Source organism: Rhodococcus sp. 06-156-4, assembly GCF_002259345.1.
In the GTDB taxonomy this organism is placed as follows: Bacteria; Actinomycetota; Actinomycetes; order Mycobacteriales; family Mycobacteriaceae; genus Rhodococcoides; species Rhodococcoides fascians_E.
Window position 1 is genome coordinate 138,863 of the sequence record NZ_NPGB01000027.1, and the last position, 21,422, is coordinate 160,284.

The following is a 21,422-nucleotide window of genomic DNA, read 5'->3' on the forward strand; positions in this document are numbered from 1 at the left end:
CACGAGGAGATGGGTTGTCATGGCCACGTACGACGTAGCAGATCGCTCGGCGATCGTCACCGGAGCAGGCTCCGGAATCGGCCGCGCGGTTGCACTGGAATTGGCGGCGAACGGAGCATCGGTACTGGTCGCCGATCTCGACGGAGACCACGCGACGGCCGTCACCGACGAGATCACTGCAGCCGGAGGCACCGCGGCAGCCTTCGTCGGCAACGTTGCGAACCTGGACGACGTGAAGGCCATGGTCGCTGCGGCCGGTGACCTGGCTCCGCTTCGCATCGCCGTCAACAACGCAGGCATCGGAGGCGAACCCCTCCCCGTCGGCGACGTGTCGGTGGACAGCTGGCGCAAGGTCATCGAGGTCAATCTCAACGCGGTGTTCTACGGAATGAAGGCCCAGATCCCGGCCATCGCCGCAGCAGGCGGTGGATCCATCGTCAACATGGCCTCGGTCCTCGGCAGCGTCGGAATTGCCAACTCGGCCAGCTACGTCGCATCCAAGCACGGCCTGCTCGGTCTGACGAAGAACGCTGCGCTCGAGTACGGCGCACAGGGCGTTCGCGTCAACGCAGTCGGCCCCGGCTTCATCCGCACGCCGCTCCTCGTTGCCAACATGGACGAGGATGCGCGAAAGGCGTTGGAGGCCAAGCACGCTCTCGGTCGTCTCGGCACCTCCGAAGAGGTGTCCAGCCTCGTTGCCTTCCTTGCCAGCGACGCCGCAGGCTTCATCACCGGCAGCTACCACCTCGTCGACGGCGGCTACGCAGCCCAGTAGCTCCGGGCCGTGTCACCGCAGTCGATTCCGTCCGCTCGACGGTGCATCAGCGCACGAACGGCATGACCTGACGCACCTTGGGGTCGCGGAGGTAGAGCGCCGCCCACACCGCGACCCCGACGTACACCGCGAACAACACCGTGCTGAACAGTGGCTTGTCGACCCTCCAATTGGTCAGGACCGCTCCACCGAGGTAGCCGGTGAGCAGTACCGCGCCGAGAAATGCCGTGCGCGGCACCAGGAACAATGCAAGGCTGACCAACAGAACGACACCGATGACCGGCGTCATCTCCTCGCGTAGACCGAGATCGACCGTCGCGTCCCGCACTTGCTGCACATTGATCAACTTGGTCACTCCGTCGAAGATCAGGAAGATCGCGAGGAGTGCCGTCAGCACCCACCCGGCGCGTGCGGCAGTGCGGGAGCCGGACGGGACGGTCGGTGTCACGTTCTCGGTCTGTGTGTTGTTCGAGGCCATTGTCTTCTCCGATGCTCGCGGGGGAGTGTGTGCCTGTACCGACACCGCCCGGCTCGGAAACTCATCGCACGACGCGGTCAGGTACCCAGTTCGCCCGAAATGTCCGCCGCGGCGAGCATCGACACGAGCAGAGGCACAACCTTCTTCGCTCCGACTCGGTACTCACCTCTCCCATGCTGTTCGACGATGTGGGCCGAGCCCAGCACCTTGAGGTGGTGGTAGACCTGCCCCGTCGACCCGAGCCCGACGGCCTCCTGCAGTTCCGACGCGTTGGCCGGTCCCCGCAGGAGCACTTTCACGATCTGCAATCGGACGGGATGGCCAAGGGCAGCAAGCACATCAGTCGTACGCGCGACCGAGAGGTCCAGGACCCCGTCGGGCGAATACCCGATGTCCCATGTCACGTCCCCGTGTAGATGGACGTCGCCGCGGTACGCGATCTCACCGCCCGTCGGGGCAGCTTTCTCTGTCGGAGCACCGACTTCGCGGCGTTCCAGCTCCGCGACCCTGGCCTCCAACTCGGCGAGTCTGGCCTCGAACTCCCCGCTCACACTGCGCAGGCAATTCGGTCGAAGCCCGACGGCGAGCTCAGCGCGTCGACGATCAGCGTCTGCTGGTTCCCGAAGCCGGCGAGAGCTGCCTCGTACCGATCGGCAGGCAACGAGTCGATCAGCCACACCGCCGTCGCCACGGTGCCGTCGTCCCGCCGTAGCTCGAATGCCTGCGTCAGGACGCCCGGCAGGTTGCCGCCTTTGAACCCGATTCCGGCGGCACCGTCGGGCGCGGGTCGGTATTCGAGCTGCCGCAGTGCGACATCGCTACCGTCACCGAAAGTTCCGTCGGCGATCGCGCGATAGAACCCGGCGAGTTCGGCAGCCGATCCCTGCGCCGACCGCTCCTGCACCCCGTCGACCTGCTGATCGTACGACGGCAGTTCGAGGCCTGCACTCACGTCCACACGGAACTGCTGATCGAAGGCCCACCTCTCCGCCGTCGCCCACGTGTCACCGTCGCCCAACGCGGGATCGAACAACGACAGCGTCTGCGTCACGAGTGTCGGAGCCTGGAAATTCTCCCACCCTCCGGCCGCGGCAGCACGCGTGAGCGCGTCGTCACCCAGCCGATAGCGCAGGTAGTCCGGCGCGGCATTGTCACTTTCCTGGATCATCGCGGAGACGATGTCGTCCAGCCGAACGGTGCCGGCAAGATCGGTCGCGCTGGTGCCGTCGCTTGCGATCCCCAGCCGTTCCAGCGCCGCCGGGTGCGCTCCGCCGTCCGTTCCCGGTACGTACCACCGCTCCCAATCCAACAGCGGCACTTGCTCGTCCGGGTCCAGTTCCCCTGCGGCGACCGCGCGAGCATAGGCGCCGAGGTGGACCACTTTCACGGCCGATGCCAGCGGCTGCTGCTCCTCGGCGCGATGTTCGACGGTGCGTCCACTGCCGTCGTCGACCAGCAGGCTCACGGACTCCGGCGCCTGACCGATCAGACCCAACCACCCGTCTTCGGTGTTCAGATCCGTCGACGTCACCGGCGTGCACTCGTCCGGCTCCGGCGCACTGTCGGTGCCGGATGTGGATGTGCACCCCGTCGACACGAGTAGAGCCAGGCAGCTTGCGGATACAGCAATGGTTCGACGCATCGTGACCCCTCTGTCATTCCGTAATTTCGTAATTTCAGATTAGAACACAGCGAAGGCGAGTTCAATGGGAACATATGTTCGAATGCGTGTTACTCTGAGTGGGCCGTCCTGGAGTCCCCCGGCTCCGGACGGTCCAAACGTCGAGCAGGCGGTGGCAAGCATGGATTCACCCGGAAAGAACGCGGCGGCGCATGACGACAGCGGAGGGTGATGACGGCAGCGGAACCCTCCATCGATTGGGCGATCGATGGGTCGAGAACGCACCGTGCAGGTGCGCTCGCGGTCACGCCCTCGGCCCACGGACCGTACTGGTCGGGTCGAGGGCGTGTTCCTGCGGACGAGGGCACCACCGAACCCACGCGTGCCGCACCTGCGGAGATGTCACCTTCAGCCCGCCACTCGGCCCGAGATGCGCGGACGCGAGCTTCGACTCACGAGGATCCCACCGCACCTAGGGCCGCCGGCCCGGTAAGGGACAATCGAGGGCATGGAACGCGATGCCACGGGCGACGAACCCCAGGCGGTGCCGGATTTCGACCGGCTCCGGAACGACTTCACCCGATTCATGATGGGGTACAAGTTCGGCATCGACGAACTCATGACCAAGATCAACATCTTGAAGGAGGAGTTCACCCACATCCATCGGTACAGTCCGATCGAGCACGTCGGTTCACGGCTCAAGACCCCCGAGAGCATCATCACCAAGGCTCGACGAAAGAACTGCCCGCTGACCCTCGACGACATCCGGTCGAACATCGTCGACATCGCAGGCATTCGCATCACGTGCAGCTTCATTTCCGACACGTACCGCATCGCGGACATGATCGGCAGCCAGACCGACGTGCGTGTACTCGAGGTCAAGGATTACATCGCGACGCCGAAACCGAACGGTTACAAGAGCCTTCATCTCATCGTCGAGATTCCGGTGTTCATGAGCGACCGTATCCAACCGGTGCCGGTGGAACTGCAGATCCGTACCATCGCGATGGATTTCTGGGCGAGCCTCGAACACAAGATCTTCTACAAGTACTCCGGGACCATTCCGGCGCCGTTGCTGGCCGAGCTCACCGAGGCCGCGGACAGCGCCAACCGCCTCGACGTCACGATGGAGCGGCTGCACGACGAGGTGGCCGAGTTCAAGAACGACAAGTCCGACGACGCCATCCACCTCAACTCGATGCCGCCGTTGGCTCTGCCCCGCGAACTGTTGATCGCCATGCTCGACGGCACACGATCACTGTGACACGTCACAGAACCGTGAACGTGATCGACTGATACCGAACCGGTTTCGCCGTAGGACCCCCTCCTGATGTGTCAGACTCCGATCGCGGGACCGTACAGAATCGGGGGATCGGGATGTCGGCAGCCGGCGACACGCTGGAAGAGCGGTACGAGTGGGTCGTCGACGCGATGGCGTCGCTCGCGATCACGACGATCGTCAAACGTGTGCTGGCGTTCGCGACCCTGAGCATGGCTATCATCCCGGCGTTGGAACTCGCGTCGGGGTACGCCCCCGCCACCACGGCCGGAGTAGCCGTCACGTGGGCATCGATGCTGTTCGCCTTCGCCGCCGCAGTGTGGTGGTGGGTGTCGCCGTGGCCTCGCATCGGCCCGGCCTTCGTATTCGTCATCGGATCCGACATCGCCATCTTCCTCGCAGTCTTCTCCTCGACCACACCACCCGCGATCACCCTGGCCAAGACTGCGTTCTTCATCGAGATCGGCATGTTCGTCGGCTTCTTCCTGGGCCGGTGGATGCTCGCGACGCACGTCGCGCTCTGCACACTGTTCACGACGGTGATTGCCGTCTGGGTGGTGGTCGTGGACGGTCTCAGCCCCATGATGACCGTGTTCGTATGGGCCCCGATCGTCGTGTCGATCAACGGATTCGTGCTTCTCCTGTACTTCTGCGCCAGCTCGGTCCGAATGGAGTTCGAGTAGTCAGATACGTTCACGCAGCCTCATCGCATCGAACGGAGCGAAGCCCTTGACGTCGTTGTCGAAGTACGCGAAGACGTCTCGGCCCGTGGCCGTCCACTGCGCGATGCGATGAGCCCACTTGTCCAGGGCGGCATCGTCGTAACCGCTCGCGTACAGTTCCTCGTCGCCGTGCAATCGGAGGTACATGAAGTCCGACGTCGGCGTATCGATGAACGGGTAGCGTCCGGCAGTGTCGGCGACGACGAACGCAACATCTTTCTCTCGCAACAATTCGACGGCCTCGTCGCATCGGAAGCTGTCGTGCCGTACCTCGAGTGCGTGACGCAACGGGCGGTCACCGTCGATCACGAGACTGACCCTGTCGTCGGGCAGCTTGTCGTCCCGTAGGCCCGCGAGAGCCACGGCCTCCGTGGTCGTGCGCGGCAGTAGATCGAAGAACGCAGCCAGCGCACCGGCGTCGAACTGCAGGTTGGGCGGCAACTGCCACAGAAATGGACCGAGTTTCGGTCCCAAGCTCAACACACCCGTCGAGTAGAAGTTGGCGAGAGCGGATTCGACGCCGACGAGCCTCTTGATGTGGGTGATGTACCGCCCGCCCTTGACGGAGAACACGAAGTCCTCCGGCGTCTCGTCACGCCACTTCACGAAGCTCGCCGGCTTCTGCATTGCGTAGAACGTTCCGTTGATCTCGATGGAGGACAGCCGTTCCGACGCGTACTCCAACTCTCGGCGGTGTGCCAGACCTTCGGGGTAGAAGTCACCACGCCACGGTGCGTACGTCCAACCCGAGATGCCGACCCTGACCGCCGGCGTCGATGTGTCCGGTACCCGTCGCGTCATGCGAATCAGTATGCCCTCACCGCATCAGACCGGCAGGGCTGTCTTTCCGGTTTCGCGAATGGTGAGAACCGTGGCGACGCCGATCGCGCAGACACCCATGACCCAGTATGCGGGAGACATGGCGTTGCCGGTCGATTCGACGAGCTGCGCCGCGACGTACGGAGCAGTACCACCGGCAGCGATGGTGCCGATGTTGAAACCGAGCGAGACTCCGGTGTAGCGAACGGACCTCGGGAAGAGCTCGGTGAAGAGAGGAAACGCGGGTACCTGGACGACGCCGTTGAGCACCATGTAGACGAAGTACACGATTCCGACGACGACGATGCTGGCCGTGGCACCGAGAATCATGAACGCGGGCAATGCGATCACGATGTACGCGAGGTATCCGGCGAGCAGCACGGGTTTGCGGCCGAATCTGTCGGTCATCATGCCGCTGAGGGGGAACGTGGCGCACGCCAACGCAATACTGATCGCGGATGTCCAGTACACCGCGTCCTTGGAGAACCCCAGATCGTTGATCAGGTACACACTGAAGTACGTCAGGCCGATGTACCCGGAACCGTTCATCGCGATCGCGATACCCACGACGCGCAGCACCGACCACGGGTTGCGCTTCACCACGTCGGACAGCGGGCTCTTGGTGACCTGGTTCTTCTCGGCCATCTCCTCGAATTCGGGACTGTCCTCGAGCTTCAACCTCACCCGCAGGCAGACGACAGCCAGGGGCAGAGCGAGAAGGAACGGAATTCGCCATCCCCAGGACGACATCTGCTCGTCGGTGGTGACGAGGGCGACCAGACCGACAACCGCTGCGGCGACGGCGAATCCGAGTGTCGAACCGATCGGCGTGAACGATCCGAAGAATCCCCGACGGTTGGGCGGCGCGGACTCGGCGATGTACGTTGCGGCGCCGCCGATCTCACCCCCGGCCGAGAACCCCTGCGCCAGGCGGATGATCACCAGCAGAACCGGAGCGAGGTAGCCGACGGACGAGTGCGTCGGAAGCAGCCCGAGGATGCCGCAGGCGATGCCCATGCAGACGACGGTGATGACCAGAGCGGATCGCCGACCACGTCGATCGCCGAGGCGGCCGAAGAAGATGCCGCCGAGGGGACGTGCGACGTAGGCGACGCCGAACACGGCGAGTGTTGCCAGGATCGACACTCCCGGGCTGGTGGACGGGAAGAACAGCGGAGCGATGACGACGGCGAGGAACCCGTACACCGCGAAGTCGTAGTACTCGATCAGAGTTCCGACGCCGCCGGCGATCGCGGCCCGTCTGGCGGTGGTGTTCGACTTTCCGGGGCTTGCCACGTCGGTCCTCGTGGATGGGTGCGGCGCATTGGTCATGTCGGCTGTCCTTGCTGTACGAGTGACTGCTGTGCGAGTGACTGCTGTGCGAGTGACTGCTGTGCGAGTTGGTGCTCGGCGATGAGGAGTTCGTAGGATCCGCCGGCCTCGATGACGGCGACGGTCCTGGGGTTCGGGGGCGAGCCGACGAGTTCGGTTCCGTCGTCGGTGCGGAGGGTCGCGGAGCGCCAGTCCAGCGTCACGGAATCACCCGTCGCCACGGGGGTGGACACTCCGGGAACGGTGATGAGCGGCATCCCGTTGAACGTTTCGCCTCGCCAGAATCCGGGCGAGAACGACTCGGCGACGATCGCTGCGATTCCGGCGTTGCGCAGCGCGACCATCGGCGGGTAGTGCGGGTGACCGTATCCGAAGTTCCGGCCACCGACGATGATGTCTCCCTGCCGAACTCGGTCGACGAACCCCGGGTCGTAGGCGTGCATGCACACGGACCTGAGGTGGTCGGGGTCGTAGGACTTGATGTTGGAGACCCCGACGACGAGGTCGATGTCGAAGTCGTCGCCGAAGATCCAGGCGACTCGTCCCTCGATGACGTCGGGTGGTGGTGGATAGGCACTCACGTCATGAACTCCATTCTCGAACGGTTCCGGCCAGGGCACTCGCCGCAACCGTGTACGGCGATCCCATGTAGATGTTCGCGTCGGAACTACCCATCCGGCCGGAGATGTTGAGAACTCCCGTGGAGATGCAGTTCTCACCTGCCTGGAGTGGCTTCTGATAGCCGAAGCAGAAGTCGCAGCTCGACACCCCGATGGTGGCCCCTGCGGATCGGAGTACGTCCAGAATTCCCTCGCGCTCGGCCTGCTCGTGTACCTGCTGCGAGGTCGGGACGACGTTCAGTTCGACGCCGGGGGCGATGGTGTTGCCGTCGAGCACCAGGGCCGCGGCACGAAGGTCTTCGATGCGCCCGCTCGCACAGGATCCGATGAAGGCCTTGGTGATCGGCGTTCCGGCGGCCTCCTTCGCGGTCATGGTGTTCGCGGCGCGCGCCGAGCCTGGCTGTACGACGCGGGGGACGACCTCCGACAGATCGATGGTGTGCCGGGCCGCGTACACGGCGTCGGCGTCGGGGTGAACCGGCTCGAAGCTCCGGCGTGCAACCGTGTTCGCGTACGCCAACGACGTCTCGTCCGGCTCGAACACCGCGGACACTGCACCGGTGAACATTGCCATGCCGCACAGTCCTTGACGGTGATCGATCTTCATCGACCGAGCGCCGGGACCGCCGAATTCCATGACCTGGTGTGCGCATCCGTCGGCGCCGACGAGATCGATGATGGTGTGGACGAGGTCTCTGCTGTCCACGCCCGGGGAGAATTCACCGACGAGATCGAACCGTGTGGTGGCTGGAATGTCGACGTACACCTTCCCGGTCACCCATGCCTCGATGAGATCGCGGCGGATTCCCCACCCGAGCGCTCCGAACGCTCCGACGCCGCTGATGTGGCCGTCGAAATGAACGAGGAAGTCGCCCGGAATCGCCAGTCCCAGTTCGGCCGTCAGCTGGTGCCCGATTCCGCGGCCTTCGTGCAGTTCGATCCCGTAGAACTCGCACCATTCACGCGTGACCTTGTGGACCTCGGCTTCTTTGTCGTTGTTCTTCGTCAACATGTGGTCGATGAACACTACGTACCGACTCGGATCCTCGAGCTCGGTGATGCCGAAGTCCTCCCGCATCTGACGGAACATCACGTCGGTGTACCCGGGGAAGTCGTAGGCGATCATGCGGGCCGGACGGACCGGGTGATTCTCACCCGCGCGTACCGTCTCGCTGTCGCAGGTGCGAGCCAGAATTTTCTCGGTCATGGTGTAGCCGGGACTCGTCGGGTGGGGACTCGTCGGGTGGGGACTCATTTGACGGCCTCGGGGAGGTATTTGCGCTGTTTGGCTTCGACGTCGGAGAAGCCGATGAGGTCGACGAATTCGTGGTGCGACAGTGCGTCGGCGCTGACCGCGGCGGGAGCTTCGCCCCCGGCGAGGCGCCGCAGTGCCGTTTGCGCGGCGCCGGTTGCCGCCATGAGAACCTGCGTCGGCAAGAGGGCGAGTCGAACTCCGATGCGCTCCAGCACTTCCGGAGTGAAGTCGCGTTCGGTCCAGGTCGATGCCGTCAGCGTGGCCATCAGTGGAACGCCTACCTCGTCGTGGCAACGCTCCCATTCCTCGATGGTCTCGAACGTCTTGGTGACGGGCATGATCATGTCCGCGCCCGCCTCGACGTATGCCTGCGCACGACGGATCGCGTCGTCGCCCCGAGCATCGGTGCGCGCGATGAGCAGCACCGTGTCGGGTGTGGAGTCTCGCACGGCACGGATCTTGCCCGTCGCCTCTTCGACGTCGACCAGTGCCACCGGGTCGCCGACGCAGATGGGGCAGGACTTGGGAGACACCTGGTCCTCCATGAACATTCCTTGCACGCCTGCGTCGACGAACTTCGTCGCGGTTCGTGCAGCATTGACGGCGTTGCCGTAGCCGGTGTCGATGTCCGCGACCAGGGGAAGTTTCGAGGTTTCCCGGATGGTCCTGATGGCCTGAAGGTTCTCCGTCATGGTGTACAGCTCGGCATCGGGGAGTCCGAGCGCAGCGGACACCGCGAATCCCGACGCGCACAGTGCGTCGAATCCGGCCTGCTCGGCGAGCTTGGCCGTCAGACCGTCCCACACCCCGGGGGCGTAGACGAGTCCGGCGGAGGTGAGGTCCTTGAGGGTGGGTGTCGAAGCCGTCATCACTGAGTCCGTTCCGTATTGCGGAATGAGTTCCGTATTTCGTGATACGAAGCTAGAGTGGTCCGGGTCACATGTCAACACGGCACCCCGAAGACGCCGGTTCGTATGATGGCCAGACCGATCACGGACTACCCCCGAAAGCGAGTAACCAGTGGCTGCGCCCTTCCAGTCCGACACCCAGGCGGGACGGGACATCGTCGGAGCCGTCCTCAAGGCATGCACTCTGCTGGAGCATTTCGACGCCTCCCGCCCGGTCTGGACTCTCGGAGATCTGACCGCGGCGAGCGAGATGAACAAGACGACGGTGCATCGCTTGATGACCACTCTCGTTCACGCTGGGTGGATCGACCGGACGGCGGACGGGGCATACCGCGTCGCGATGCCGGTGTTCGAAATCGGCTCGGCGGCATTGGTGAACCTGGACATCCGAACGGCAGCGCGGCCGTACATGACCCAACTCGCCGACGCATTCGGGGACACCGCCTACCTGATGGTTCCCGCCGAGGAAGGTGCCGTGTGCATCGATCGGCTCGAAGGGAACAATCCGTTGGTGGTCGCGGGCATCAACATCGGCTCGGTGCTGCCCTACCACGCTGCTGCAGGCCCCATCGTGATGCTCGCCAACTCGGACACGTTGCGTGACAAGTGGATACAGAGCGATCTGCACGCATTCACCGAACACACCGTCACCGACGCAACCCGCCTGCGCGAGCACCTCGACGCCGTCAGAACTGCCGGATATTCCGTGAGCAATTCCGACTACCTGACCGGCGTCGCCGCTGTCGCCGCCCCGATCCTCGGACGAGGAGGAGCCGTCGTGGCCTCCATCAGCATCGGCGGTCGAGTCGAGGCATTCGAAGGCGAAGCCCTGGACCGGAAGATCGAACGCGTTCGCGACGCTGCCACCCGGCTGACTCGTGCTGCCGAGGCGTTACCTCAGCGAACGTGACGTTCGGTCCGTGATCGGCCCGTCACTCTCGCCCCCGACACCTACTCCCGAGCGTCGGTAGCCTGGACAGAGTGAAGGCCGCCCCGACCATCGGATCTCTCCTGCTCGCGTGTGCTCTCGTCGGCGCCGACGCCGTGGCCGCCCCCGGCGAGATCCGGTCGCAGGCACCCGCCACGGCGGTACCCGCCCTCGGACTCACCTCCGTTCCGGAGGCGCTGTCCGCCGACATGGTCGCCGGAGTGGGCGACGGCACCGCGAGTGTCGAGGAGTCGTCGGGCTCCGCCTCCCGAACATCGGCGTGGGACGAATTCCCGTACCTCCGCTACACCGCGACGTTCGCCCCCGGAGTCGAGTCCGCTGTTCTCACGTGGAACGGCACCTCCGTCAACACCAACGATCTTGCAATGCATGTGCGCGCACCCGGGTCGGACTCCTGGGGGCAGGCCGTCGCCGTCGCCCGCCCCGACACCAGCGGGGGCGACATCACTCTCGCGGCGCCCGTGACGGGAATCGACGGCGACGTCGAGGTGATGATCATCGACAGCCCCCGCGCCGATCGGTCCTTCGTCGACGACAACGCCTCTCCCGACGGCGCTTTCGCCGAGCCGGGCACCTACGACTTCGCGCTGCAACACATCAGTGACACCCAGTACATCTCGCGGGACGATCCCACCGTCTACGACGACATGACGCAGTGGACCGTCGACAATGCCGAGAAGTACGGCATCGACTACAGCATGCACACGGGGGACATCATCCAGAGTTGGATCAGCCCCGGCCGTCCGGATGCGCAGTCGCGCATCGAATTCGAGGCTGCGAGCGAGTCCATGAAGCGGCTGGAGGATGCGGGTGTTCCGCACGGGGTGCTCCCCGGCAACCACGACAACCTGTGGAATGTCGCGGGCAAACTGGTGCCCGGAATGCACGAGCAGAACCACGCTCTGTACAACGAATACTTCGGCCCTCAGCGATACCGAGATCAGCCGTGGTGGGGTGATTCGTTCACGGCCGAGGACAATTCGGCACACTACGACCTGATCGACATCGCAGGCGCGAAGTTCCTGATGCTCTACATCGGATACAACCCGCCCGAGAAGGTCATGAAGTGGGCCGAGCAGGTTCTCGACGATCATCCGGATCGGAACGTCGTGATCGGCACCCACTACTACCTGGACGAAGGCGGCGAGAAGAAGCTGATGGCCTTCGGCGACATCGGCGCCAGCTCGGGTCAACAGATCTGGAACCGCCTCGTGAAGCCGTACGAATCGGTGTTCCTCGTGTTGTCGGGGCATGTCGACGGGCAGGCCACCGTCGTCGACAGAGAGGTCGACGACACCGGCCGCACCGTCGTCCAACTCCTCGCCGACTACCAGTACTTCGAGGTCGACGGCGAACGCGCCACAGGCTTCCAACGCCTCCTGCAGTTCGACGTCGACGGCGGACAGATGGCCGTCACGACACATTCACCTGCTCTGAATCGGTTCGACGTGGAGAACTACGATCCCCGACGCCGATTCGTCCCCGAGGACGGAGAATTCGTCACCGACTTCACACTCCGCGCCGACGTTCCCCGAGCCGTCAGCGCGCGATAGCCGCCCAGGTGTCTTCCTGTGTACGTGGGCCGAGCAGACCTGATTGCGTGACAACGACTTCCGTCGCACCTGCATCGTAGTAGCGCTGAATTCCTGCCTTCACGTCGGCTGCGGATCCGACCAGTACCAATTCGGCCGCCCGCTCCACCCCTTCCTCGGCCACCACCCGCTGATACGACGGGATGGCATCGTAGAAGGACATGGCATCCTCGGCGGCGGCCCGGCCGGCGTCCACGTCGTCGGTGACGAGCGCGGCAACGAACGCGATGACGCGGACCGGTTTCCGGCCTGCGCCGGAGGCAGCCTTGTTCACCTGGGGAACGATGCTCGTCTCGAGTACCCGCGGACCGGCCAGGAAGGGCAGGATGCCGTCGGCGAGTTCCCCGCTGGCCCGTAGCGCCCGCGGTCCCATCGCAGCGACGAGCAATGGTAGATCCGTGCCGGCGCCGGCCACGGTGGTCGGCAACGGCGGCGCGGCGGTGATGAACTCGCCGTGATGATCGGCGGTTCCCGTCTCCACGAGCGATCTGGCGACGGTGAGGAATTCACGAACCCGGTCGACGGGTTTCGAGTAGGTCACGCCGAACGCTCGCTCGACGAGGTCGGGTGCGCCCAGTGCCAGACCGAGCTGGAACCGCCCCTGAGTCGCAGCCTGTACGGTTTGCGCCTGCGACACCACCAACAGCGGATGACGCGCGAAGATCGGGACAGCCGAGGTACCGACCTTCAGCGCGGGAACCTCCCGTCCGACGATTCCGGCCAGGGTGATCGCGTCGTAGTCGAACCTCTGCCCGAACCACGCGGAATCGAATCCCGCGGACGCCGCGACCGTCGCCTGACGGACCACGTCGTCGACCGCATTTCCCTCGTCACTGGTGCTGAGCGCAACTCCGATAGTCATTCTTCCGACAACCCGTCGGCGAGGCCCCTGGATTCCCGGTTCGCGACTTTCGCTCAGCCTGATTTCAATCCGCGTTCACGTCCGAACACCGTCCAGATACTCGAGCACGGCCAGCACTCGACGGTGCTGCGCGTCCGAGGGAGGCAGATCGAACTTGGCGAAGACATTGCCCACATGCTTCTCGACGACCCGCTCGGAGACTGTCAGCTTGGACGCCACCGCAGAGTTCGTCAAACCCTGTGCCATCAATGCGAGCACCTCCCGTTCACGGGGTGTCAACCTGTCCAACGACGTCCGCCGCTTGCTGGCGCCCATCAACTGGGTGATCACCTCGGGATCGAGAGCGGTGCCGCCCGCCGCGACGCGAGCCAACGCCTCGACGAATTCGCCGACGTCGGCGACACGATCCTTCAGCAGATACCCGACTCCCGACGCCCTGTCCGCCAACAGCTCTGCCGCATAGCGCGTCTCGACCCACTGGGAGAAGACCATGACCCCCGTCTCCGGGCGTCGGCGTCGAAGTGCCACTGCCGCGACGAGGCCCTCGTCGGTGAAGCTCGGCGGCATCCTGATGTCGATGATCGCGACGTCGGGACGATGCTCGTCGACGGCGGCCTCCAGCGCCTCGGCGTTTCCGACTGCCGCACACACCTCGTTGCCACGTTCGATCAGCAGCTGCGCCAGACCATCCCGCAGGATGACGTTGTCCTCGGCGATGACGATTCTCACGACATCATCCTTTCTCGGTCATCGGCAGCACCAGGGTCACGACCGTCGGTCCACCTGCCGGACTGGCCACTGTCATCGTTCCGTCGACCGTCGATGCTCTCGACTCCAGCCCGGTGATTCCTGTTCCGGCACCGGGTACGGCTCCGCCGATTCCGTTGTCCCGCACGGCGACGACAACCCGGTTCTGCTCCTCACGGACCGAGATCCATGCGGTCGACGCATGAGCGTGCTTGACGATGTTGGTCAGGAGTTCCGCCACACTGAAGTACGCGATCGTTTCGACACTCCTGCTGGGCCTGGACCCCAGGTGAACCGAGAGCACGGTCGGCACGGCCGACCGAGCCGCGAGTGTCTTCAGTGCCGCCTCGAGCCCGAGATCCAATGCCGGCGGGTGGATACCGCGAACGACCTCCCTGAGTTCGCGAAGCGCGTCCTTGGCCGTGCCGTGGGCGGCGGTGATCAATTCTGTCGCGTCCTCGCCTCGTGCGAGTTTGTCCTCGGCTCGCCCCAAGGCCATTGCCATCGTCACCAGACGTGCCTGGGTTCCGTCGTGCAGATCTCGTTCCACCCGGCGCAACGTCGCGGCCGAATCATCGACCGCCACAGCGCGAGTCGTCTCCAGTTGCGCGACCCGCACATCGTACTCGCTTTCACCGAGCAAGGCCTCGATCAGGAAGCGCTCGACACCGGCCAGCAGTCTGATCGGCCACGGTGCAACGAAGAGGCACACGATTCCGAGCAGAACGAGCACGATCATCTGCGGCCAGGTGTCGAAGTAGACGGAGCCGAACGACACGAACGAATGCCGCACGTTGCCGTCGCTGTCGAGCTGAGTCGGATCGAAGACAACTCCGACGACCGGAGACAACGCCATCGCGAGCGCGATGACAAGAAAGAGAAATGCTCCGAATACGCTCGCCAGCGCCACGACCGACTGAATGACCATGAACAAGATCGCGCGCCATCCCGCCCGATCGGTCAAGGCAGCGGCCAGTGACCCGACCACGCCCTGCCACCGAAACGGCTGCGGCGCAGGCACGTGCGTACCCAGAAGTCGATCCGACAGCAGACGGAACGCAACACCCCACGCACGCGCTCCGACAATGACCGCAGCCAAGATCGGAATACCCACCAGCAGTACGACGAGGACCGTTCCGAACATGAACCCGACGAACAGATACGCAGCACCCAGCGCTCCCAGCATCGAGCTCACCAGAAGATAGCCGCCCTCGCGCCAGGTGCGGCCGTCGATCGGCGCGCGCAGTATCAGGCTCGTCATCGATCTCGCCCTCTCTCCCGTTCCGGCTGATTCAGTATCCACTGCCTCGATCTCCACCAGAGTTGTCATGCACTCAGCCTTGCCTGTCAGGGCCGACGAATCGAGGGTGCGGGCCACCATGCCGAAGGTGTGGCCAGCTACACCACGGGTCGTTCAAAGTTCAACTTGCACAGCGTTATTCATGGGAACGTGTGTTCGAAAACTTGTCGGTGGGTCTGGTTATGGTGGTGTCATGCTCATGGGGGATGAGGGTTCGGGGACAGCGGTCGGTGACTCGGCGGTCGGTGACGCGGCGGTCGGTGACTCGGCGGTCGACAGTACGGGGTCGGTGTTGCCGATCGAGGCGGCGTATCTGGCTCAGGTGGTGGCGACGTTGGAGCGTCAGGTGGAGATTCTGAGTCGGATGAACATGCGCGGCGCCAGCACGGCGGATCAGCGTGCGGTGTTGGTGCGTACCGAGGCGGTGACGCGGTCGTTGTTCGGGCAGTCGCACACCTGGCTGGCGGATCTGATGGATCTGCGTGGTCTCGACGACATCTGGGGATCGGTCCCCGACGCTCTGGCGGTGTTGCTGCGGATCTCCCGCAGGCGGGCTGGGCAGCGTATCCGTTTGGCGGAGACCCTCGGTACCCGCACAGCGATGACGGGGGAACGTCTGGCCCCGGAACTGCCCGCGACGGCTGCTGCCGCGCAGGAGGGGGTGCTCGACGAGGAACCGCAGGAGGTGATCCGCAAGTTCTTCCGGCGCCTGGGCAGCAAAAGCGATGTCGAGACGCGGGCGAGCGCGGAGCGGCAGTTGGCGCAGCTGGCTCGCGAGCTCGGTCCGGACGAGTTCGCGGCCGCCGCGCGCCGGTTGTACGACCTGCTCGACCCGGACGGGGATCTGACCGACGAGAGCACTCTCGCCGAGCGCTGCTACGTGAAGATGGGCAAACCCGGGCCCGACGGTCTACGCAAAGGCAGCTTCGTCGTCGACCCCGAAACCGGTGCATACATGGAAGCGATCTTCGAGAAATGGGCCAAACCCGGCATGCTCGACCCCGACGACGCCTCACCCCTCACCGACCCACCCGAACCCACACCGCAGGCAGGCACAGCCGACGCAGCATCGACCGAACCGACACTGTTCGGCGGCGGCAGCGACAGTGGTGGCAGAGGCGAAGACACTGGGGGCAGTGATGACGGCGGTAGTGGCGGCGGCGGCAACGTCGAGGGTTCGGCGAGTTCGGAGGACCATCCTGACCTGGTCGAGCGGGCGCGGCGGGATCGTCGCAGTGTGGGACGTCGACAGCATGATGCGCTCAAGGCGATCACGCGGCAGATGTTGGCGTCCGGCAAGCTCGGTAGTCACCGCGGGCTGCCGGTCACCGCGGTGATCGTCATGCAGTGGAAGGACCTGCAAGCGGGTACCGGGCATGCAGTCACCGCGGCCGGGACCACCATCCGGATGCGTGATGCGATCCGAATGGCCTCCCACGCGGAGCAGTACCTCGCGCTCTTCGACGACGACGGCCGGCCCCTGCACCTGGCCCGCACCAAACGACTCGCCTCCGCCGATCAACGCATCGTGCTCATCGCCGCCGACCGCGGCTGCAGTTTCCCCGGCTGCACCCGTCCGGCGACGCGATCGCAAACCCACCACATCGAAGAATGGGCGCAGGGCGGGCGCACCGACATCGGGGATCTGACATTCGGCTGCGATATCCACCACCCACTCGTCGGACCCGGAGACAACGAGTGGGCGACGACGAAAGCCGGACCCGATCACCCCTACCCCGGGCGGACACTGTGGCATTCACCGGTCTCGGTCGACCCCCAGCGCCGCGGGCGGGTCAATCACTTCCATCACCCGGGGGAGTACATCGTCTCCTCCGACACACCCCTACCCGGACTCGAAAACCACACGACCCACACCACCGGCATCACCGACACGACCGGCACCACTCGAAACGGCGCCATCCGACCCCAGGACGGACAACCCACACACCCACCCACACCGAGCACCCCCACACCGAGCACCCCCACACCAAGCACCCCTGAAGCGAGCCCAGCGGAACAGGACCCACCACCAGGTCGATGACCACCAGCAGGCTGCCAGCGGCACACACGCTCCACGTGTGCCGCGCACAGTCATGCCCGCAACAGCAAGGCCGAACGAACGGGGGCGCAGTTCGAGGCGTAAGAGAACACGGGCGGAGCGGCGGCCAGTACAGTCAGCGAGTCGAGCCTGGCGGGCAGCAGTGCTGTTCCAGCAAGCAGTGGGTCTACCAGACCGGCAGCAGCAGAATGCAGCTGCTGAGACAGGCGTATTTTCGTCGACGGGCGGCCATAATCGGAGGCTATGCAGGCAGCTGGTCGGGCGGTGACCGTGGTGGTGCTGACGCTCGCGGCGACGGCGCTGGCACCCCAGCTGGCGCCGGGTGGGTTCGACGCTGTTCAGCCTCCGGTTGCGTTGCCTCCGGCACCACCACCAGCGCCCGCGGGGCCCCCGCTCACACCGGAGCAGTTGTCCGCCCGCGTGGATCCGACGGTGGTCACGATCTCCGCCGAGTTCGGCACGTACGGAGTGGCCGGAACGGGATTCGTCGTCGGCGCGGACGGGTTGGTTCTGACGAACTTCCACGTCGTCGAACAGGCGACGGATGTGACTGCCGTGCACATGGGCAACGGACTGATCTACGACGCGTCGGTGCTGGGCTACGACAAGTCCCGTGACCTTGCGGTACTGGAGTTGGCGACCGCGTCGGATCTCCCGCCGGCGCCCATCGGGTCCTCGGCCGACCTCGCGGTCGGTGACGCGGTCACAGCCGTCGGGAATGCGGCAGGCGGCGGAATTCTCGTCCCGGCGCCGGGGAGAATCGTCGCACTGGATCGGGTTGTCACCGCGCAGAACTCGGTCGACGGAACCAGCAACGAGCTGACCGGGATGATTCAGATCGACGCCGACGTTCGCGCCGGCGACTCGGGCGGACCGCTCGTCGACGCCTGGGGAGACGTCATCGGAGTGGACGCGGCCGGGCTCTCGGACGACGCCAGAGCCACGCAAGCTCCGGAGGCGTACGCCATCCCGATCGACGACGCGATGGCCGTCGTCGAACAGGTGCGCACCGGGCGCTCGGGTGGGACTGTTCACGTCGGCCCGACGCCGTATCTCGGGGTGTCGATCCGGGACGTGTCGGCTTTCCGTTCGGCGGGCCCGTCGCAGGGAGCTGCGGTGACGTCTGTTCAGAACGACTCTCCCGCAATGAGAACCGGCCTGGCCGACGGCGATGTGATCGTCTCCGTCGACGGCAGACCTGTTCGATCCTCGAAGGACATGTCGGCGGAGATGATCGGGCGCAGGCCGGGGGAGACGATGCGTCTCGAGTGGGTGACCGAGCAGGGTATTCGTCAGGAGCAACCCGTGACGCTCGAGCTGGGAACTCCCACCGCCTGATTCGCACCCGCAGTGTTCACGCCTGCAACACGGACAGGATGTTGCCGGACGGGTCGGTGAACCAGGCGATCAGCGGTCCGCCGTGGCGGAAGATCCCCTTCTCGTCGGTTCCCATGTCCGGATACTGCTGAAAGACAACTCCTTCGGCCGTCAACGCGTCGACGGCGGCGTCGATGTCCGCGACCGGAAAGTTGAGAATGGTGTACGGCGCGGGTTCGTGCCGCTCCCGCGGGTAGATCAGAATCTCGACGGCGTCGCTCAGGCGAAGGTGGAGCATGCCCATCTCACCTGTCTCGACGGTCAGCCCGAGCGTGTCCGCGTAGAACGCTCGGGCCGCCTCCATGTCGTCGACGGCGAATCCGGAGAACGGTGGTCCTGTGAGTTCGAGTGTCGGCATGGTCCGATTGTTCACCCGATGCACGTGTTCTGCAGCGAAAACCTGCTTCAGACCCGTTCCAGAATCGTCGCGTTCGCGAGCCCGCCTGCTTCGCACATCGTCTGCAGACCGAATCGGGCATCGTTCTGCTCCATGGCGTTGACCAACGTCGTCATGATTCGTGCTCCGCTTGCCCCGAGTGGGTGGCCGATCGCGATGGCTCCGCCGTTGACGTTCACCCGGGACGAGTCTGCACCGGTTTCCTTCTGCCATGCCAGAACCACCGAAGCGAAGGCCTCGTTCACCTCGAACAGATCGATGTCGGCCAGGCCCAGGCCCGCCCGCTTCAACACCTTCTCGGTCGCTGGAATGACGCCGGTGAGCATGTACAACGGATCGGATCCGACGACAGCGACGCTGTGCAGGCGCGCGAGAGGCTTCAACCCCAAGCGCGTGGCGATCTCGCTCGTCGTGATCAGCAAAGCGGCGCTGCCGTCGCTGAGCGGACTACTGTTCCCGGCGGTGACGGACCAGTCGATCTGTGGGAAGCGTTCACCTACTGCATCATCGACGAATGCCGGCCGTAGAGCAGCCATCGATTCCAGCGTTCCGCCGCTACGGATGATCTCGTCGTGATCCAACTCCGCCAGGGGTGCCAATTCTTTCGAAAACCTGCCTCCGGTGGCGGCGGCGTAGGCCTTGGCATGACTGTTCAATGCGAACTCGTCCTGAGCGGTCCGGTCGAATCCCCACTTCGCTGCGATCAGCTCGGCGCTGTGACCCTGCGCCACAAGCCCTTCGGCGTATCGTTCACTGAAGCCGATCCCTCGCGGATCGGAACCCGGCCTGATGTTGGAACCCGGCCTGACGTTGGATCCCGGCCTGATGTTGGAACCCATCGGCACACGTCCCATGGATTCGACGCCGGCAGCAACGACGATGTCGTACGCACCGGACATGACACCCTGCGCGGCGAAATGCACTGCCTGCTGGCTGCTTCCACATTGGCGGTCCACCGTGGTGCCGGGCACGGACTCGGGATAACCGGCAGCCAGCAGTGCCGTCCGAGCGATGTTGAAGGCTTGTTCGTCCACCTGCGTGACCGCCCCGGTGATGACGTCGTCGATCATCGCCGGGTCGATCCCGCTTCGTTCGACGACGGCCCGGAGGCTGTGCGCCAGCAGATCGGCTGGATGCACACCGTGCAGCGCCCCGCTGGCCTTGCCTTTACCGACCGGAGTACGGACCGCCTCGACGATGACTGCGTCGCGGCCGAATGTGTGTGACATGGCAAGACCCCTTCGACTGGCTTTGGTTTACCCTAGCTAGCCTGACTATATCTTTGCATAGTCAACTCGTCCAGGTGGCATACGTCACCGACGGGAGTAGCGTTCAGTACGTGACTATTCGTCTCGGTTACCAGATGCCCAATTTCAGCTACGAAGGTTCCGTCAAGGAACTGTTCCCCACGGTCATCGCGCAGGCGCGCGAGGCAGAAGCCGCGGGATTCGACACCGCGTTCGTCATGGACCACTTCTACCAACTCCCCGGGATCGGCAAGCCGGACGAGCCGATGCTCGAGGCGTACTCCGCCCTCTCGGGGCTGGCCAGTGCCACGGAGACCATCCAGCTGTCGGCCCTCGTCACCGGCAACACCTACCGGAACCCGGCAATACTCGCCAAGACCGTCACCACGCTCGACGTCGTCAGCGGCGGACGCGCGATCCTCGGCATCGGTGCGGGCTGGTTCGAACTGGAGCACACCAGCTTCGGGCTCGAGTTCGGCACGTTCACGGACCGTTTCGAGCGTCTCGACGAAGCCCTCCAGATCATCGAACCCATGCTTCGCGGTCAGCGACCGACGTTCGACGGCCTCTGGTACCAGGTCGAGAACGCAATCAACGAGCCTCGCATCCGCGACGATCTGCCCATCATGCTCGGCGGCGGCGGCGAGAAGAAGACGTTCGGTCTCGCGGCGCAGTTCGCGGATCACCTCAACATCATCTGCAACGCAAGCGAATTGCCGCGCAAGGTCGCAGCCGTCGAAGCGCGCTGCGAAGAGGTGGACCGCGATCCCAAGGATCTCGAAACCAGCTTCCTCGCGTTCGTCATCATCGACGAGGACGGCGACAAGGCAGTGAAGCTGAGGAACGACTACCTGCTCTCCACCGGCGTCGACGTGTCCAACCTGTCCGACGACGATGCCGCGGCCGCCACCGATCGCATCTTCTGCGGCACTCCCGACGACATCGCCGGGCAGATCCAGAAGCGCGTTCTCGACCACGGTATCGACGGAATCATCATCAATCTGGTCACCAATGGACACGAGCCCGGCGTCGTCGAACTTGCAGGTAAAACCCTGAAGCCGCTCGTCGGGTAAAGCTGGCACG

The 21,422-nt window shown here is 64.7% G+C and carries 21 protein-coding genes; 8 read left to right on the top strand and 13 right to left on the bottom strand.

What is annotated here, in order from left to right; translation table 11 throughout:
• The first annotated feature begins 19 nt into the window (after window positions 1–19).
• Complete coding sequence (locus CH290_RS19415) at window positions 20–775, top strand: SDR family NAD(P)-dependent oxidoreductase (protein ID WP_020112475.1); 756 nt, start codon at window positions 20–22, stop codon at window positions 773–775.
• 46 nt (window positions 776–821) lie between these two features.
• On the opposite strand, the gene CH290_RS19420 is transcribed toward CH290_RS19415, so the two are convergent.
• The 3 genes from CH290_RS19420 to CH290_RS19430 form a co-directional block, all read right to left on the bottom strand.
• The gene (locus tag CH290_RS19420) at window positions 822–1,253 is read right to left on the bottom strand and encodes a DoxX family protein (protein ID WP_020112476.1); all 432 of its coding nucleotides are present in this window, start codon (window positions 1,251–1,253) and stop codon (window positions 822–824) included.
• A gap of 77 nt (window positions 1,254–1,330) precedes the next feature.
• Window positions 1,331–1,804 (bottom strand): ArsR/SmtB family transcription factor, encoded by a 474-nt coding sequence (locus tag CH290_RS19425; protein ID WP_019666996.1) that lies wholly within the window; start codon window positions 1,802–1,804, stop codon window positions 1,331–1,333.
• Entirely contained in the window at window positions 1,801–2,895 is a 1,095-nt protein-coding gene (locus tag CH290_RS19430; RefSeq protein WP_033189043.1) for a serine hydrolase, read from the bottom strand. Before CH290_RS19430 ends, CH290_RS19425 begins: the two co-directional genes overlap by 4 nt.
• A gap of 487 nt (window positions 2,896–3,382) precedes the next feature.
• Between CH290_RS19430 and CH290_RS19435 the strand changes: the two genes are divergently transcribed.
• Together CH290_RS19435 and CH290_RS19440 are read left to right on the top strand one after the other, a co-directional pair.
• Window positions 3,383–4,138 carry a GTP pyrophosphokinase gene (locus CH290_RS19435; protein WP_019666998.1) on the top strand — a complete coding sequence of 252 codons (756 nt, stop codon included), beginning with the start codon at window positions 3,383–3,385 and terminating at the stop codon, window positions 4,136–4,138.
• A 113-nt stretch (window positions 4,139–4,251) separates the two neighbouring features.
• Window positions 4,252–4,836: a hypothetical protein gene (locus CH290_RS19440; protein ID WP_033189044.1), complete on the top strand. Its 585-nt coding sequence runs from the start codon at window positions 4,252–4,254 to the stop codon at window positions 4,834–4,836.
• Here CH290_RS19440 and CH290_RS19445 read toward each other — a convergent pair whose 3' ends face one another.
• Genes CH290_RS19445 through CH290_RS19465 form a run of 5 tightly spaced genes read right to left on the bottom strand, consistent with a single transcriptional unit; the run spans window position 4,837 to window position 9,770 of the window.
• Window positions 4,837–5,676, bottom strand: coding sequence for a DUF72 domain-containing protein (locus CH290_RS19445; protein WP_019667000.1), 840 nt, complete (start codon window positions 5,674–5,676; stop codon window positions 4,837–4,839).
• A gap of 24 nt (window positions 5,677–5,700) precedes the next feature.
• On the bottom strand, window positions 5,701–7,026 hold the full coding sequence (locus CH290_RS19450) for an MFS transporter (RefSeq protein ID WP_019667001.1): 1,326 nt from the start codon (window positions 7,024–7,026) through the stop codon (window positions 5,701–5,703).
• Window positions 7,023–7,607, bottom strand: coding sequence for a 3-isopropylmalate dehydratase small subunit (locus CH290_RS19455; protein WP_033189045.1), 585 nt, complete (start codon window positions 7,605–7,607; stop codon window positions 7,023–7,025). Before CH290_RS19455 ends, CH290_RS19450 begins: the two co-directional genes overlap by 4 nt.
• Window position 7,608: 1 nt before the next feature.
• On the bottom strand, window positions 7,609–8,853 hold the full coding sequence (locus CH290_RS19460) for a 3-isopropylmalate dehydratase large subunit (RefSeq protein WP_033189046.1): 1,245 nt from the start codon (window positions 8,851–8,853) through the stop codon (window positions 7,609–7,611).
• Between the two features lie 44 nt (window positions 8,854–8,897).
• A complete protein-coding gene (locus CH290_RS19465; protein WP_033189047.1) occupies window positions 8,898–9,770 on the bottom strand; it encodes an isocitrate lyase/PEP mutase family protein in 873 nt (290 codons plus the stop codon).
• Window positions 9,771–9,921: 151 nt separating this feature from the next.
• Between CH290_RS19465 and CH290_RS19470 the strand changes: the two genes are divergently transcribed.
• Together CH290_RS19470 and CH290_RS19475 are read left to right on the top strand one after the other, a co-directional pair.
• Window positions 9,922–10,719: an IclR family transcriptional regulator gene (locus CH290_RS19470; RefSeq protein ID WP_019667005.1), complete on the top strand. Its 798-nt coding sequence runs from the start codon at window positions 9,922–9,924 to the stop codon at window positions 10,717–10,719.
• A 71-nt stretch (window positions 10,720–10,790) separates the two neighbouring features.
• On the top strand, window positions 10,791–12,311 hold the full coding sequence (locus CH290_RS19475; RefSeq protein WP_033189048.1) for a metallophosphoesterase: 1,521 nt from the start codon (window positions 10,791–10,793) through the stop codon (window positions 12,309–12,311).
• On the opposite strand, the gene CH290_RS19480 is transcribed toward CH290_RS19475, so the two are convergent.
• The 3 genes from CH290_RS19480 to CH290_RS19490 form a co-directional block, all read right to left on the bottom strand.
• On the bottom strand, window positions 12,298–13,212 hold the full coding sequence (locus CH290_RS19480) for a TIGR03564 family F420-dependent LLM class oxidoreductase (RefSeq protein ID WP_033189049.1): 915 nt from the start codon (window positions 13,210–13,212) through the stop codon (window positions 12,298–12,300). The two genes, CH290_RS19475 and CH290_RS19480, sit on opposite strands and share 14 nt — an antisense overlap.
• A 75-nt stretch (window positions 13,213–13,287) precedes the next feature.
• Entirely contained in the window at window positions 13,288–13,941 is a 654-nt protein-coding gene (locus CH290_RS19485; protein ID WP_020112485.1) for a response regulator, read from the bottom strand.
• A gap of 4 nt (window positions 13,942–13,945) precedes the next feature.
• A complete protein-coding gene (locus CH290_RS19490) occupies window positions 13,946–15,289 on the bottom strand; it encodes a sensor histidine kinase (RefSeq protein WP_230620950.1) in 1,344 nt (447 codons plus the stop codon).
• Window positions 15,290–15,452: 163 nt separating this feature from the next.
• Here CH290_RS19490 and CH290_RS19495 point away from each other — a divergent pair, with 163 nt between their 5' ends.
• Entirely contained in the window at window positions 15,453–17,300 is a 1,848-nt protein-coding gene (locus CH290_RS19495; protein WP_249277815.1) for an HNH endonuclease signature motif containing protein, read from the top strand.
• A gap of 261 nt (window positions 17,301–17,561) precedes the next feature.
• Window positions 17,562–18,656 carry a S1C family serine protease gene (locus CH290_RS19500; protein WP_033190290.1) on the top strand — a complete coding sequence of 365 codons (1,095 nt, stop codon included), beginning with the start codon at window positions 17,562–17,564 and terminating at the stop codon, window positions 18,654–18,656.
• 16 nt (window positions 18,657–18,672) lie between these two features.
• Here CH290_RS19500 and CH290_RS19505 read toward each other — a convergent pair whose 3' ends face one another.
• Together CH290_RS19505 and CH290_RS19510 are read right to left on the bottom strand one after the other, a co-directional pair.
• Window positions 18,673–19,053: a VOC family protein gene (locus tag CH290_RS19505; RefSeq protein WP_020110364.1), complete on the bottom strand. Its 381-nt coding sequence runs from the start codon at window positions 19,051–19,053 to the stop codon at window positions 18,673–18,675.
• 47 nt (window positions 19,054–19,100) lie between these two features.
• Window positions 19,101–20,321, bottom strand: a complete 1,221-nt coding sequence (locus CH290_RS19510) for a thiolase family protein (protein ID WP_033190289.1) — start codon at window positions 20,319–20,321, stop codon at window positions 19,101–19,103.
• Window positions 20,322–20,431: 110 nt separating this feature from the next.
• Here CH290_RS19510 and CH290_RS19515 point away from each other — a divergent pair, with 110 nt between their 5' ends.
• Window positions 20,432–21,412: an LLM class F420-dependent oxidoreductase gene (locus CH290_RS19515; protein WP_026347813.1), complete on the top strand. Its 981-nt coding sequence runs from the start codon at window positions 20,432–20,434 to the stop codon at window positions 21,410–21,412.
• Window positions 21,413–21,422 lie beyond the last annotated feature (10 nt).